Source organism: Rhizobium sp. Rhizsp42, assembly GCF_047304155.1.
Taxonomy (GTDB): domain Bacteria; phylum Pseudomonadota; class Alphaproteobacteria; order Rhizobiales; family Rhizobiaceae; genus Rhizobium.
The window spans coordinates 46,354-58,717 of record NZ_JBGLYS010000035.1; the positions used below are offsets into that span (position 1 = coordinate 46,354).

12 protein-coding genes and 1 tRNA gene are annotated in these 12,364 nt (G+C 60.1%); 5 read left to right on the plus strand and 8 right to left on the minus strand.

Going from position 1 to position 12,364, the window contains the following annotated elements:
- Positions 1 to 259 precede the first annotated feature (259 nt).
- Positions 260 to 832 carry a DUF4145 domain-containing protein gene (locus ACCD05_RS25665; RefSeq protein WP_181459285.1) on the plus strand — a complete coding sequence of 191 codons (573 nt, stop codon included), beginning with the start codon at positions 260 to 262 and terminating at the stop codon, positions 830 to 832.
- 115 nt (positions 833 to 947) lie between these two features.
- Here the strand turns inward: ACCD05_RS25665 and ACCD05_RS25670 are convergent, their stop codons facing one another.
- Together ACCD05_RS25670 and ACCD05_RS25675 are read right to left on the minus strand one after the other, a co-directional pair.
- Positions 948 to 1,091: a DUF1127 domain-containing protein gene (locus ACCD05_RS25670; RefSeq protein WP_018900063.1), complete on the minus strand. Its 144-nt coding sequence runs from the start codon at positions 1,089 to 1,091 to the stop codon at positions 948 to 950.
- A 308-nt stretch (positions 1,092 to 1,399) separates the two neighbouring features.
- Positions 1,400 to 1,543, minus strand: coding sequence for a DUF1127 domain-containing protein (locus ACCD05_RS25675; protein WP_018900062.1), 144 nt, complete (start codon positions 1,541 to 1,543; stop codon positions 1,400 to 1,402).
- A 677-nt stretch (positions 1,544 to 2,220) separates the two neighbouring features.
- Here ACCD05_RS25675 and ACCD05_RS25680 point away from each other — a divergent pair.
- The 4 genes from ACCD05_RS25680 to tig all read left to right on the plus strand — a co-directional run bounded on the left by ACCD05_RS25680 (position 2,221) and on the right by tig (position 5,816).
- On the plus strand, positions 2,221 to 3,324 hold the full coding sequence (locus ACCD05_RS25680; protein WP_413396263.1) for a DUF2157 domain-containing protein: 1,104 nt from the start codon (positions 2,221 to 2,223) through the stop codon (positions 3,322 to 3,324).
- On the plus strand, positions 3,321 to 3,914 hold the full coding sequence (locus ACCD05_RS25685) for a GDYXXLXY domain-containing protein (RefSeq protein WP_413396265.1): 594 nt from the start codon (positions 3,321 to 3,323) through the stop codon (positions 3,912 to 3,914). Before ACCD05_RS25680 ends, ACCD05_RS25685 begins: the two co-directional genes overlap by 4 nt.
- Before the next feature lie 156 nt (positions 3,915 to 4,070).
- Positions 4,071 to 4,155, plus strand: a tRNA-Leu gene (locus tag ACCD05_RS25690).
- 182 nt (positions 4,156 to 4,337) lie between these two features.
- Positions 4,338 to 5,816 (plus strand): trigger factor, encoded by a 1,479-nt coding sequence (gene tig, locus ACCD05_RS25695; protein ID WP_047512069.1) that lies wholly within the window; start codon positions 4,338 to 4,340, stop codon positions 5,814 to 5,816.
- Between the two features lie 82 nt (positions 5,817 to 5,898).
- Here tig and ACCD05_RS25700 read toward each other — a convergent pair whose 3' ends face one another.
- From ACCD05_RS25700 to ACCD05_RS25725, 6 genes are all read right to left on the minus strand, one after another.
- On the minus strand, positions 5,899 to 7,680 hold the full coding sequence (locus tag ACCD05_RS25700; protein ID WP_413396268.1) for a B12-binding domain-containing radical SAM protein: 1,782 nt from the start codon (positions 7,678 to 7,680) through the stop codon (positions 5,899 to 5,901).
- 182 nt (positions 7,681 to 7,862) lie between these two features.
- A complete protein-coding gene (sthA, locus tag ACCD05_RS25705; protein ID WP_047512065.1) occupies positions 7,863 to 9,269 on the minus strand; it encodes a Si-specific NAD(P)(+) transhydrogenase in 1,407 nt (468 codons plus the stop codon).
- A gap of 244 nt (positions 9,270 to 9,513) precedes the next feature.
- Positions 9,514 to 10,323, minus strand: a complete 810-nt coding sequence (gene radC, locus ACCD05_RS25710; RefSeq protein ID WP_112983095.1) for a RadC family protein — start codon at positions 10,321 to 10,323, stop codon at positions 9,514 to 9,516.
- Between the two features lie 7 nt (positions 10,324 to 10,330).
- Positions 10,331 to 11,167: a type I methionyl aminopeptidase gene (gene map / locus ACCD05_RS25715; RefSeq protein ID WP_018900055.1), complete on the minus strand. Its 837-nt coding sequence runs from the start codon at positions 11,165 to 11,167 to the stop codon at positions 10,331 to 10,333.
- A gap of 219 nt (positions 11,168 to 11,386) precedes the next feature.
- Positions 11,387 to 11,599: a cold-shock protein gene (locus tag ACCD05_RS25720; RefSeq protein ID WP_018900054.1), complete on the minus strand. Its 213-nt coding sequence runs from the start codon at positions 11,597 to 11,599 to the stop codon at positions 11,387 to 11,389.
- A gap of 469 nt (positions 11,600 to 12,068) precedes the next feature.
- A complete protein-coding gene (locus ACCD05_RS25725; protein WP_018900053.1) occupies positions 12,069 to 12,272 on the minus strand; it encodes a hypothetical protein in 204 nt (67 codons plus the stop codon).
- Positions 12,273 to 12,364: the final 92 nt, after the last annotated feature.

Genomic DNA, 12,364 nt, shown 5'->3' on the forward strand with positions numbered 1-12,364 from the left:
AGAGGTAAGACCAGCTTCACCAAATGGAAAAAGGAATAGCTGGCCGGGAAAGACTGATTGATTGGGATATGAGGCTAAATAAAAGTCGCAAACGGACCGTGCTGCACTGGAACTAAAACAAATACTAAGCTTATGTTGACATTAGAAGTTGTAATGACACTCGGAACACGGTCGATCCATTTTTCACGGTTTTGAAATGGTGCGGATTTCTAGACAGTTACAAATCCAAAGGTGCCCTCATTGCTCCGTTGCCACACCCATGATGTACAATGTCTGGGCGTCGGAAAACGCAAAAGGAACAGATAGAGCCGACGATCAGCCGCCGAAAGCATGGGCGCTATATTTGTGCGCAACATGCGGCGGAGGCGTTGTCGTCGAAGGCACCACCGCTTTTCACGACAGCCTAGTGGCAAATGTTTTTCCCGCCCCGCGTATAGCCCATGAAGACGTACCGTCTGTGGCCCGGACATTCCTACAGCAGGCGTTCGACGTGTTGCACGCGCCTGATGCAGCTGCGGTTATGGCAGGTAGTGCAGTCGATGCTATGTTGAAGGCAAAAGGGTACCACGAAGGTAGTCTTTATTCGCGCATTGATAAAGCTCGAGAGGATGGTCTGCTTACCCAAGGAATGGCCGAGTGGGCTCATTCCGTTAGACTGGGATCCAATAGACCGCGTCATGCGGATGTCGATCGTCCGCACGTCAATCCCGATGAGGCTAAGCAGTCGGTTGAATTTGCCGAGGCGCTAGGAAGCTTCTTATTCGTCCTTACGGCAAGAATTGAACGCGGGATAGCAGCGGCGGAAACCGCCGAAGCTGCGGCAACGACGTAGTCCATGATGCGTATCTGAACGCGCAGAATACGCCATTTGTATCGTCTAATCAGTATCCCAAACGCGAAAACGGCGCCTTGTGGGCGCCGTTTTGGGTACTTCAGGCGTTCCGCTATTAGCGGAAAGCGCGCGAAGCGATGTTGTGGATCTGGTAGCGGCTTACGCCGATGTCGGCGAGGGCCTGGTTGGAGAGGCTGCCGAGTTCACTCAGGGTACGGCGGTAGCTAATCCAGCTCTTTGCAATGCGGATCGGGTTCATGGGTAGTTCCTCAAGATCAGTTCAGTGAGCGGCGCGATTGCCGTCTCAGTGGTTGACGCTGATATAGGTGATCCCGGTCATATTGTGCAGTGCATTTATTAGGCTCCTGCCATGCAATTGTGCAGTACGATGCACAGATAAAGCGCAAGTGTCACTTTTTGAGCAGGCGGAATGCGGGGCTTTGGCGCAACCCAGGCGTTAATGAGGTGTTAAGATAAAAGAAAACGCCCGTTGCCTGGTGGCAGCGGGCGTCTTGGTGAGGCGATCGGCTTGGGAGGAAGCGAACCGCCCTGAGATCAGCGAAGATATTAGCGAACGGCGTCGCGAGCAACGCGCTGGATGTCGGCGCGGTCGATGCCGAGGTCGTGCAATTCGCGGTTGGTCATGCGGCCGAGTTCGGTAACCGTCTGACGATACTTGCGCCAGTTGTTGAAAGAGCGAGAAATGTTCATGTCGGTCCCCTTTCCGAGGGCTTGCGTCTGCCAGCTGCCGCCTATCGGCGCTGACCTCTATTTGATGGGTTGAATATATATTGCACTGCGAAGAGCTAACAGAGACAAGAATTCAACGCACATATGCAGCCGCTGCATTTCTCAAGCTGTAAATCGCACGATTTGGCCACCTTCTGGTCAATCAATAGGCAAAATGAGCAATCCAGCGGCGGCGGGGCGTGTGAGCTGCCCTGCGGAGGATAAAACGAAGACGCCCACCGGATGCGCAATCCGGCGGGCGTCCATACGTATGACCGGCAACGGGGAGGAGGATGTTGCAGGTAGATCGGGTTGTTTGGAAGGGAGGATAGATCCAAATCCCGATCATGTCGGCGGAAATCATATCCGAAGGCGTCCGGTAATCCGGTCCGGGTACATCCCGGCTGCGCGCATGCTCAATGGTTTTGAGTAAGAGTGCGATGCAGTATCTTGGCCGTCTCCATGCGCAATATGCATGGCATGACGTAGCGTAAGGGCAAAGTCTTGCCGGGCGATTAACGGTAGCTCCGAATGTCTGTGCCGAAAGGGTCTGTGAAGGAAATCGCAAGGAGCCGTTTCCTCAATCGCCAAACCGCGTCTATAAGGTTGAAAATGAGGCGCGCCGGAGGGCTGTTTGCGCGCGATTTGCGGGGTAGGGCATGTATCGCGGACGTCTGGAGAGGGATTTGTCGCAGTGGGTCGGCAAGGGGTTGCTCACCGAGCAAACCGCCGATGCGCTGCTCAAGGAATATGACGGGCGTCCGGCAAGCTTCAGTCTCGGCAATGTGCTGATGATCCTCGCCGCCATCCTGCTCGGCGCCGCCATTCTTCTGGTGGTCGCGTCCAACTGGGAGGCGATACCGCGTCTCGTCAGGATGTTCTTCATTCTTGCGCTGATCTGGTCCGTCCATCTCGGCGCCGGTGCTGCCCTTGTCCGCGGCCAGATCGCCGCCGCCAACGCGCTGCTCGTCATCGGCACGCTCACCTTCGGCGGCGCCATCTCGCTCGTCGGGCAGATGTATCATCTGTCGGGCGATGAGCAGACGGTCATGTATCTCTGGTTCGCCATGGCCGTGATTTCCGCCGTGCTGTTCCGCTCAGGCGTGGTGTCGGGCGTGGCGGGCTTCCTCGCCTGGGGCAGCTTCGGTCTCTATCTCAGCGGATCCGACATGCGCCTGATGACGCTCGATTCATGGGGGGCGCCCGTCATGGCGGCAATCGTCGTGGCCTTGGTGCGCTATACCGGCGCCGGCCGCGTGCGCCATCTGGCCTATCTGCTGCTGCTTGGCTGGCTCGCCTGGCTCTACACGCTGAATTCCGACCTGTGGCTGGCGCTGATCTATGTCATCGGCGGCATGGCGGTCTTCGTGCTGGTCAGCCTGCCGGTGGCGCGCCTGTCCTCGCTGATCAAGGGCGCCGGCGCAGCACCTGCCTTCTATTCCTTCCTGCTTGCCGTCACTGGCCTGTTCCTGCTGCATGTGGAGCTCGATGCCAGCAAATGGGTTCTCCCGCTCGGCATCGTCACGCTCGCCGCCTCCGTGCTGGCGATCGCGTTGCAGGGTCGCGACAACGGCGCCGTCCGCTATCTGGCCTACACGGTCTTCGCCGTCGAGATCCTCTATCTCGGCTCGGTGACCGTTGGTTCCATCCTCGGCACCTCGGGGCTCTTCCTGTGCTCCGGCCTGTTCGTCGCCGCCGTCGCATGGATCGTCATCCGTCTCGAACGACGATTTGCCGGCAAGGCCAGGGAGGCGGTCCAATGAGCATATTCTCCTTCAAGGGCTATTCGAAGCGCCGCTGCGTCACCGCCGCCGTCACCGTGGCGCTGCTGCAGACGGCGGTGCTCGGCTATATCGTCCAGAGCCGCGCATCCGTCCTGCGCAACGGAACGCAGGTTCTGTTGAAGACGGCGCCCGTCGATCCGCGCGACTTCCTGCGCGGCGATTACGTGGTGCTGAACTACGACATCTCCTCCGTGCCGGTCTCCTCGATATCAGGCGCCATGCCGAAGGAATCCGCCGAGCGCAGCCTCTGGGTGCGCATCAAGCCGGGCGAGGGCGGTTTCTGGCAGATCGCCGAATCATCCTTCGACAAGCTCCCGCCAGCCGACGGTACGGCCGTGCTCCACACCCAGCCCTTCTATAGTTACGGTTTGACGTCGCAGGCCGAAACCATCCGCGTCGAATACGGAATCGAGCGCTATTATGTTCCTGAGGGTGCCGGACATGCGCTGGAAGAGGCGCGCCGTGATGGGCAGGTGTCGATTGCTGCAAGCGTTGGCGCCAATGGCATGGCGCAGATCAAAAGCCTGCTGGTGGACGGCAAGCCGGCCTATGAGGAGCCGCTTTACTGAGTTTGACCGCTTGCGGGCGCAAGTCCGCGCGGTGGCGGGAAAAATCGCTGTCATTTGACCTTCATTTTTCCTTTGCCTCCTCCAAATCGGGTGATATAGAGACGCCGCGCTCCGGAAGGCCTCATGTGCAGGCATATGCATGCGGTTTTTGAGAACGCGGGTATGGTGAAATTGGTAGACACGCCAGATTTAGGTTCTGGTGCCGCAAGGCGTGGGAGTTCAAGTCTCTCTACCCGCACCAAAGCTGGCTTGCAGGCGAGGGACCGAAAACGGTGCCCCTCGATTGCCCGGAGCCAAGCGCCGTTCCGCTCACGCAGAACGAAGAAGAATTGAGAACAAGCCACGCCCGGCACTTTCCGGCGTCGTGCTCATCGAAACGAACGGCGTCTGGGCACGGCCGCCACGAATTGAAGGTAGGAAGACATGCAGGTTATCGAAACGCTCGCTGAAGGGCTGAAGCGCGAAATCAAGGTCGTAATCCCGGCCAAGGACATGGAAACCAGGATGAACGAGCGTCTTGCCGACGTGAAGGACAAGGTCCGGATCAACGGCTTCCGTCCGGGCAAGGTTCCGGCCGCTCACCTCAAGAAGGTTTACGGCAAGTCCATCATGGCCGACCTCGTCAACGAGATCGTCCGCGAACAGCCGACCTCCATTCTCGCCGAGCGCGGCGAAAAGTCCGCCACGCAGCCTGAAATCGCGATGACGGAAGACAAGGACGAAGCAGAACTGATCCTGTCGGCTCAGAAGGATTTCGAGTTCACGCTCTCCTACGAAGTTCTGCCCCCGATCGAACTGAAGTCCGTCAAGGGCGTCAAGATCACCCGCGAAGTCGTTGATATCTCCGACGAGGAAGTCAACGAGCAGGTTCTCAAGGTCGCTGAAAGCGCCCGTTCCTACGAGACCAAGAAGGGCAAGGCCGCAGACGGCGACCGCATCACCATGGACTACGTCGGCAAGGTCGACGGCGTTGCCTTCGAAGGCGGCACCGACCAGGGCGCCGAACTCGTTCTCGGCTCGGGCCGTTTCATCCCCGGCTTCGAAGAACAGCTCGTCGGCACCAAGGCTGGCGACGAAAAGACCATCAACGTCACGTTCCCGGCTGACTACCCGGCCAAGAACCTCGCTGGCGCTGAAGCCACCTTCGACGTTACCGTCAAGGACGTTGCTGCTCCTGCCGACGTCGAAATCAACGACGAACTGGCTCAGAAGCTCGGCCTGGAATCGGCTGACCGTCTGAAGGAAATCGTTCGCGGCCAGATCGAATCGCAGTACGGCTCGATGACCCGCCAGAAGGTAAAGCGTCAGATCCTCGACCAGCTCGACGAGATGTACAAGTTCGAGACCCCGGCTTCGCTCGTCGACGCCGAGTACAACGGCATCTGGAACCAGGTTGCCAACGACCTCGCACAGTCCGGCAAAACCTTCGAAGACGAAGACACGACGGAAGAGCAGGCTCGCGAAGAGTACAAGAAGCTCGCTGAGCGCCGCGTCCGCCTCGGCCTCGTTCTCTCCGAAATCGGCGAAAAGGCCGGCGTCGAAGTGAGCGAAGACGAAATGCAGCGCGCCATCTATGAGCAGCTGCGTCAGTATCCGGGCCAGGAAAAGCAGATCCTCGAATTCTTCCGCAGCCAGCCGGGTGCAGCCGCTTCGATCCGCGCGCCGATCTTCGAAGAGAAGGTCATCGACCATCTGCTGACCGAACTCGACGTCACCGACAAGAAGGTCACCAAGGAAGAGCTTCTCGCCGACGAAGAAGGCGAAGGCTCCGAGAAGGAAGCCAAGAAGGCCGCTCCGAAGAAGAAGGCTGCTGCCAAGGCTGAAGCTGCCGAAGGCGAAGAAGCTGCTCCGAAGAAGAAGGCCGCTCCGAAGAAGAAGGCTTCCGAGGAAGGCGCCGAGTAATCTCCGGCCAATCGATCCAACGAAAAACCCCGCTTCAAGCGGGGTTTTTTGTGCTCAAAATTTGCGGTCGGGCAACGCCGGCTCAGCCCGCCCGATGCGCGTGCGTTAGCTCATTGACCTTCTTGATATGCGAGACCGCCGCCTGTCCGCCCGCCGTCTTGGTGAAGAGCTCCAGCGTCTCGTCCTCATGGTCACCAACAGGTGTCAACGCCTGGTCCATATAGGTCTTGGCATTCTTGTCGCGTGAAATCATGAAGGCGGTGACCGCCAGCCGCGCGATCGTGCCGCCGAGCTTCAGATGCTTGGCGATCGTCTCGCCGACGAAGCGCGGCCAGAAGACCAGGGCGCTCTCGCGTGGGAAATCCGGCCGGCGCTCCGAGGGATGCTTCAACCGCAGGAGCCCGCTTTGCAATGGATGCACATTTTCGAGCGGCACGGTGGTCGCGAACGACACCAACACCTTGACCAGCCGCGCCAACGGCACGCCCGTCGCCACCGCCCGGCGCAGCAGCGTCTTCATATGCTCGGGCGAATAGTAGAGCGACCATGCTTCCTGATAGATGCTCTCCCACTCCTCTCTGCTCATCTTCGGATGGTCGGTGCAGACATGCTCGACGTCATAGATGTTGAGATCCGGATCCATCGCCACCCCCTTGCGGAACAACGTCTGGTGATCTTCCGAACCGGGCAGTGGGGTCAGCACGAAGAACTCGATCACATCGAGCGGCAACTCGTGCTGGATGATCGCGATATCGCGGCGGATCGATTCCGGCGTATCGGCCGGGAAGCCAAGAATGTAGCCGGCCAGCGTCATGATGCCCTGCGCCTTCCAGGAGAGCAGCATCTTGCGGTATTCGGTGATCTTGTTCTGGTTCTTCTTCGCCGCCGTGAGATTGTCGGGGTTGACGTTCTCCAGCCCGATGAACACGCGGGTGACGCCGGCGCGCTTCGATTTCTCGATGAAGTTGGGGATCTTGTGGCACAGCGTATCGACCTGGATCATCAGGCCGAGCGGAATGCCATCCTTTTCACGCAACTCAATCAACCGATCGAAGATCGCTTCCCAGTCCTTGTTGCGGGCGAAGTTGTCGTCGGTGATGAAGAACTTGTGGATGCCCTGCGCCCAGTTCATCCGCACCAGCTTCTCGACATCATCGGCTGTGCGGAAGCGCGACTTTCGGCCCTGCACGTTGATGATGGTGCAGAAGGAACACTGATAGGGACAGCCGCGCCCGGCATCGAAGCTGGTGCTCAATCCAAGCGTCTGCGCGACATTGACCTTCGGCAGGAACGGAACCGCGGCCCCTTCGATGCTCGGCAGGTCGTTCATGAAATTGTAGAGCGGCGCCAGCGTACCCGATGCCGCGTCCTGCAGCACCTTGTCCAGCCGCCCCTCGACTTCGCCCGCGAACATCGAGATGCCCATCTCGCGGCATTCGTCGAGCCCCACGGCATGGCCGTCGAGCATCGACAGACACCCGGAGACATGAAAGCCGCCCATCGCAACAGGGATGCCGGCATCGCGGAAGGGTCGGGCGATGTCGAGCGCGCGCGGATACTGGTTCGATTGCACGCCGACCAGCGCCACCATGCCGAAATTGCCGTTGGCCTTCAGCTGCCGCAGCAATGCTGAGGTGTTCACCCGCGTATTGGTCTCGTCGATAACGGTGATGTCGATGCCGACACCGGGTCCGAGAACTCGCCGCTCGGCGCAATCGGCGGCAATTCCATAGAGCGCCGCCAGCGAATTGGACGGGATCATCGCCCGCCACCAGCGGATGACGTAGCCGTCGTCGTCATAGTGCGACGGCTTGATGAGGATGAGCTGGAAATTCCGGTCAGTTGTCTCGGATTGTTCGCGCACGGTCACTCGCTGATTAGAGAGTCCCCCAGTGACATGAACGCTATCAGACGCAGCCGATTATACAAGCTGCGCCTATTACGAGGTTGTCAGGCGTCGAAACGCCCTCGTGGAGCCCGTGAACAAATGGGCTGATGTGCTTGATTGTGCTTACGGCCACGGCGGATGCGCGTGAAGCGAAGAGCTCAAAGCTCCGACTTGATATCGCCCATCCGGTTCCAGGCATCGAGGCCGGCGATCTTGTAGGCTTCGGCGAGAGTCGGGTAGTTGAACGTGTTCTCGACGAAATACTCGACCGTTCCCTTGAGGTTCAATACGGCCTGGCCGATATGCACCAGCTCGGTTGCGCCTTCGCCTACGATATGGACGCCGAGCAGGCGGCGCGTCTTGAGCGAGAAGATCAGCTTCAGAAGACCGGTATCAAGGCCCATGATATGGCCGCGCGAAGTCTCGCGGAAACGGGCGATACCGCATTCATAGGGAATGCCGCGTTCCTTCATCTCTTCTTCCGTCAGGCCGCAGGTCGAAATCTCCGGCACGGCATAGATCCCGTAGGGGAAGTATTTCGGCGGCTCCTTGGCAACGGCACCGACGGCGACGCGCGCCGCGATGCGGCCCTGTTCCATTGACGTGGAAGCCAGGCTCGGGAAGCCGACGACATCGCCCGCCGCGTAGATGCCGGGCACCGATGTCTCGAACGTCTCGGGATTGACCTTGAGGCGACCACGGCTGTCGGCCTCGAGGCCCGCCGCCTTCAGGTTCAGCGCATCGGTGGCGCCCATGCGGCCGGCCGCGAACAGAACCATGTCTGTCACCAACCGGCGACCATTGTCGAGGATGAGCTCGACCTTGCCGTCATCGAGCTTGGTGACCTTCTCCGCCTTGGTGCCGAGCATGATCTTCATGTTGCGGTCGCGCAGCTGGTAGGTGAAATCCTCGACGATTTCCTTGTCGATGAAATCGAGCATGGTCGACTTCGGATCGATCAGCGTGACGGCGGTGTCGAGTGCGCTGAAGATGGTGGCATATTCGATGCCGATGACGCCGGCGCCGATGACGACCATGGAGCGCGGCAGTTCCTCGATATCGAGCAGTTCGTCGCTGTCGAGCACCGTCTTGTTGTCGAAGGGGATATAATCCGGGCGGAACGGCTTGGTGCCGACGGCAAGCAGGATGCTGGCCGCCGAGACACGCATGACCTCGCCGTCGTCCTTGACGATCTCGAGCGTCGAGGCATCAACGAAGCTCGCCTTGCCGCGCAGGTGCTGCACGCGGTTACGGGCGAATTGGTGCTCGAGCACTTCGACTTCATGGTCCAGCGTGATCAGCAGGCGGCGGCGCAGGTCTTCGGCGCTGATCTCCTGCTTGACCCGGTAGGCCTTGCCGTAGAAGCCGCGCTCGCGCCAGCCGGAGAGATTGAGCGCCGTCTCGCGCAAGGTCTTCGAGGGGATGGTGCCGGTATGGACCGAGACGCCGCCGACGCGCTTGCCCTGCTCGATGACGAGCACCTTCTTGCCGAGCTTGGCGGCCTGGATAGCACCACGGCGACCGGCCGGGCCGCTCCCCACAACAACGAGATCGTATTGAAACATGGAAGCGGGCCCCGGTTGAAAAGCTGGAATCATATTGCGACGCAAAATGGCGCGTTCACAGGTATCCGGTCAATGTTGCAGATTGATTTACGCCCGAATATTAGGAATGAGCGAGACGAAATAAGGGCGGCGGTGTTGGTGCTGCAGGATAACTTGCCATAGAGGCGGTCACCGATCGTCAGAAGGAACGGGTCGCTCCAGAATAGCTGATCCGACTTGTGCGGGGAAAATCCCGGCGGCGATTTCAGATCAGCCGCAACCCCTTCAGGCTGGCATGGCCATCCTTGCCGATGATGATGTGGTCGTGCACGGTGATCCCGAGCGGCTTGGCGGTATCGATGATCATCTTGGTCATGTCGATATCGGCACGCGACGGGGTAGGGTCGCCGGACGGATGATTGTGGACCAGAATGATCGCGGTGGCCGAAAGCTCCAGCGCGCGGCGCACAACCTCGCGCGGATAGACCGGCGTATGGTCGACGGTGCCATGCCCCTGAACCTCGTCGGCGATCAGCGCGTTGCGCTTGTCGAGGAACAGGATGCGGAATTGCTCGCGCGTTTCATGCGCCATGGCGGCGTGGCAGTATTCGATGACAGACGACCATGACGACAGCACCTGCTTGCCGCGCAGCTCGCTCTTCAGCGTCCGGTGCGCGATGGTCGAGATCAGCTTCAGATCGAGCGCCACCGCCTCGCCGACCCCCTTCACCTCCTGCAGCAGCGCGATCGGCGCGCCGAAAACGGCGGCGAGCGAGCCGAAGCGGTCGAGCAGCGCCTTGGCGATCGGCTTGGTATCGCGCCGCGGGATCAGCCGGAACAGCATCAGCTCCAGCATCTCGTAATCGGCAAGCGCGGTATCGCCATGATCGCGGAAGCGCTGGCGCAGCCGCTCGCGGTGGCCGTGGTAATGCTCTTCCTTGGCAGGCGAGGGCCGAAGCGCTGCGGGCTTGCCGGCCTGCTCGGCGAAGAAGGACCGCTCGTCCATGCCATCGTCCTCATCCGCCGCGAAAGGCAGCTCCAGGTCTTCGGAATGGGGAACCGGTCCTTTTGCCATCAGCGGCTCATTTTGTGAGGGGTGGCAGGCCCGGGCGGTCGAGCCCGCCGGGCGACAGCGTGAAGATCTCGCAGCCATCGGCGGTGACGCCGACCGTGTGCTCGTATTGCGCCGACAGCGACCGGTCGCGGGTAACGGCCGTCCAGCCATCGGCCAGCACCTTCACATGCGGGCGGCCGAGGTTGATCATCGGCTCGATCGTGAAGATCATGCCCTCGCGCAACTCCGGCCCTTCGCTGGCGCGGCCGTAGTGCAGGATATTCGGGCTGTCGTGAAACAGCGCGCCGACACCATGGCCGCAGAAGTCGCGCACAACGGAGCAGCGCTCGGCCTCGGCATAGGTCTGGATCGCCTCGCCGATGGCGCCGGTTCGGGCACCGGGGCGCACGGCGGCGATCCCGCGCATCAGCGATTCATAGGTCACCTCGAGCAGCCGCTCGGCGGCGCGCTTGACCGTGCCGACGGTGTACATACGGCTGGAATCGCCATGCCAGCCGTCGACCACATAGGTGACGTCGATATTGACGATGTCGCCCTCACGCAGCGGCTTGGCATCCGGGATGCCGTGGCACACGACATGGTTGATCGAGGTGCAGGTGGATTTCGTATAGCCGCGGTAATTGAGCGTCGCCGGAACAGCGCCATTCTCAAGCCCGAAATCGAAGACGAAACGATCGATCGCATCCGTCGTCACACCCGGCTTGACGATATCATCAAGCGCATCGAGGCACCGGGCGGTGACCTGGCACGCCTTGCGCATGCCCGCGAAGGCATCGGCGCCGTAGAGCCTGATGGCGCCGGTATTCTTGGAGGGCGCGGAGGAGGCTTCGATGTAGTTTACCATTGCGGGGGCCTTAGCGGAAATTGTCGTCATTCATAATGCAGCTATGCCGGGTTCGTCCATTGCGATCAATGGGGGAGGCGCATTTAAGCTGTCACGCCCATGTCGCACGCTGCCATCTCATTGGCACCCGATCCAGCCACCCGGCGCCAGCAAGCCGGAAAACGAAAACGGCGCCCTTGCGGAGCGCCGTTCGCAGTCCTGCCGAGGCAGAAACCAGTATTAGTTGGCCGAGATGTTGACGGCCTTCGGGCCCTTGCCCATGCGATCCGGCTCGGTGTCGAAGGTAACCTGCTGGCCTTCGCGAAGCGACTGGATGCCGGAAGCCTGGAGAGCGGAGATGTGAACGAATACGTCCTTCGCACCGCCATCAGGAGTGATGAAACCAAAACCCTTGTCCTGGTTGAAGAATTTTACGACGCCTTTGGTGGCCATTGGGATAGGTCCTTTTCCCTGTAGTCTGTCTGGTATCCATCCCCCCGAGAGGAAATGGACGGCTTTCACTTTCGCGCTCCCTCATCTTAACTCAGAACGCGAAGGGTCAGTCGAGTAGTTCACGAACGGGGAAAGAACGTCTACGCGCGTGAAGGTCCCCCCACGCCGCCCCTCAAAGAAGGGCTCAGCCACATCAGTCCAGTCACCGGCATGCAAATGCCCGAGTACACAATTGGTGCCAGTAAACGGAGCAAAATGCAAGCGACATTATTCTGACACCAGCCGCTCCAAAGCGGGAATGGCCAAAGATTCAAACACTTGACGATTGGTAACGTTGAGCCGGTATCGCTGACCCATTCCGGGAATGCGTACCGGAACGGCACGTTCACATCCCTAATTCGTGCGAATGCCCAACTGTTGGGCGACTGCCCGCTAAGCGCGAGCATAATTCCCGGTAGGCGCGAGTAGATCAGCGGGCCGCGCCGGCGCTGAGCTTGTGCTGCACCATGTCGGCACTGCCGCGGACATAGGAGAGGGCAGGCTTGCCGGCGGCATCGGCGGCGGCGTAGGCGATGATCGTCACGTCTTCCTCATAGGTCGAGACATAGAGCACCTGGGCCGGATTGACGTAGATCGTGTGATTGTGGGTGTTCTTGAAGCCGACGAATGCCATAAAAGTCTCCTACCTGTCGCCTGGAGAGATATGCCACGCGGGCGTTGACGCAAGTTTAACGCGATGTCGGCGGGCAGGGCGGGGCGCTGGGG

What these genes read in the sequence shown, in the direction of transcription:
- ACCD05_RS25665 (WP_181459285.1), top strand. Translation starts at nt 260, where the DNA reads ATGATGTACAATGTCTGGGCGTCGGAAAACGCAAAAGGAACAGATAGA.
- ACCD05_RS25685 (WP_413396265.1), top strand. Translation starts at nt 3,321, where the DNA reads ATGAGCATATTCTCCTTCAAGGGCTATTCGAAGCGCCGCTGCGTCACC.
- map (WP_018900055.1), bottom strand. Translation starts at nt 11,167, where the DNA reads ATGGTAAACTACATCGAAGCCTCCTCCGCGCCCTCCAAGAATACCGGC.
- radC (WP_112983095.1), bottom strand. Translation starts at nt 10,323, where the DNA reads ATGGCAAAAGGACCGGTTCCCCATTCCGAAGACCTGGAGCTGCCTTTC.
- ACCD05_RS25725 (WP_018900053.1), bottom strand. Translation starts at nt 12,272, where the DNA reads ATGGCATTCGTCGGCTTCAAGAACACCCACAATCACACGATCTACGTC.
- ACCD05_RS25720 (WP_018900054.1), bottom strand. Translation starts at nt 11,599, where the DNA reads ATGGCCACCAAAGGCGTCGTAAAATTCTTCAACCAGGACAAGGGTTTT.
- tig (WP_047512069.1), top strand. Translation starts at nt 4,338, where the DNA reads ATGCAGGTTATCGAAACGCTCGCTGAAGGGCTGAAGCGCGAAATCAAG.
- ACCD05_RS25670 (WP_018900063.1), bottom strand. Translation starts at nt 1,091, where the DNA reads ATGAACCCGATCCGCATTGCAAAGAGCTGGATTAGCTACCGCCGTACC.
- ACCD05_RS25675 (WP_018900062.1), bottom strand. Translation starts at nt 1,543, where the DNA reads ATGAACATTTCTCGCTCTTTCAACAACTGGCGCAAGTATCGTCAGACG.
- sthA (WP_047512065.1), bottom strand. Translation starts at nt 9,269, where the DNA reads ATGTTTCAATACGATCTCGTTGTTGTGGGGAGCGGCCCGGCCGGTCGC.
- ACCD05_RS25680 (WP_413396263.1), top strand. Translation starts at nt 2,221, where the DNA reads ATGTATCGCGGACGTCTGGAGAGGGATTTGTCGCAGTGGGTCGGCAAG.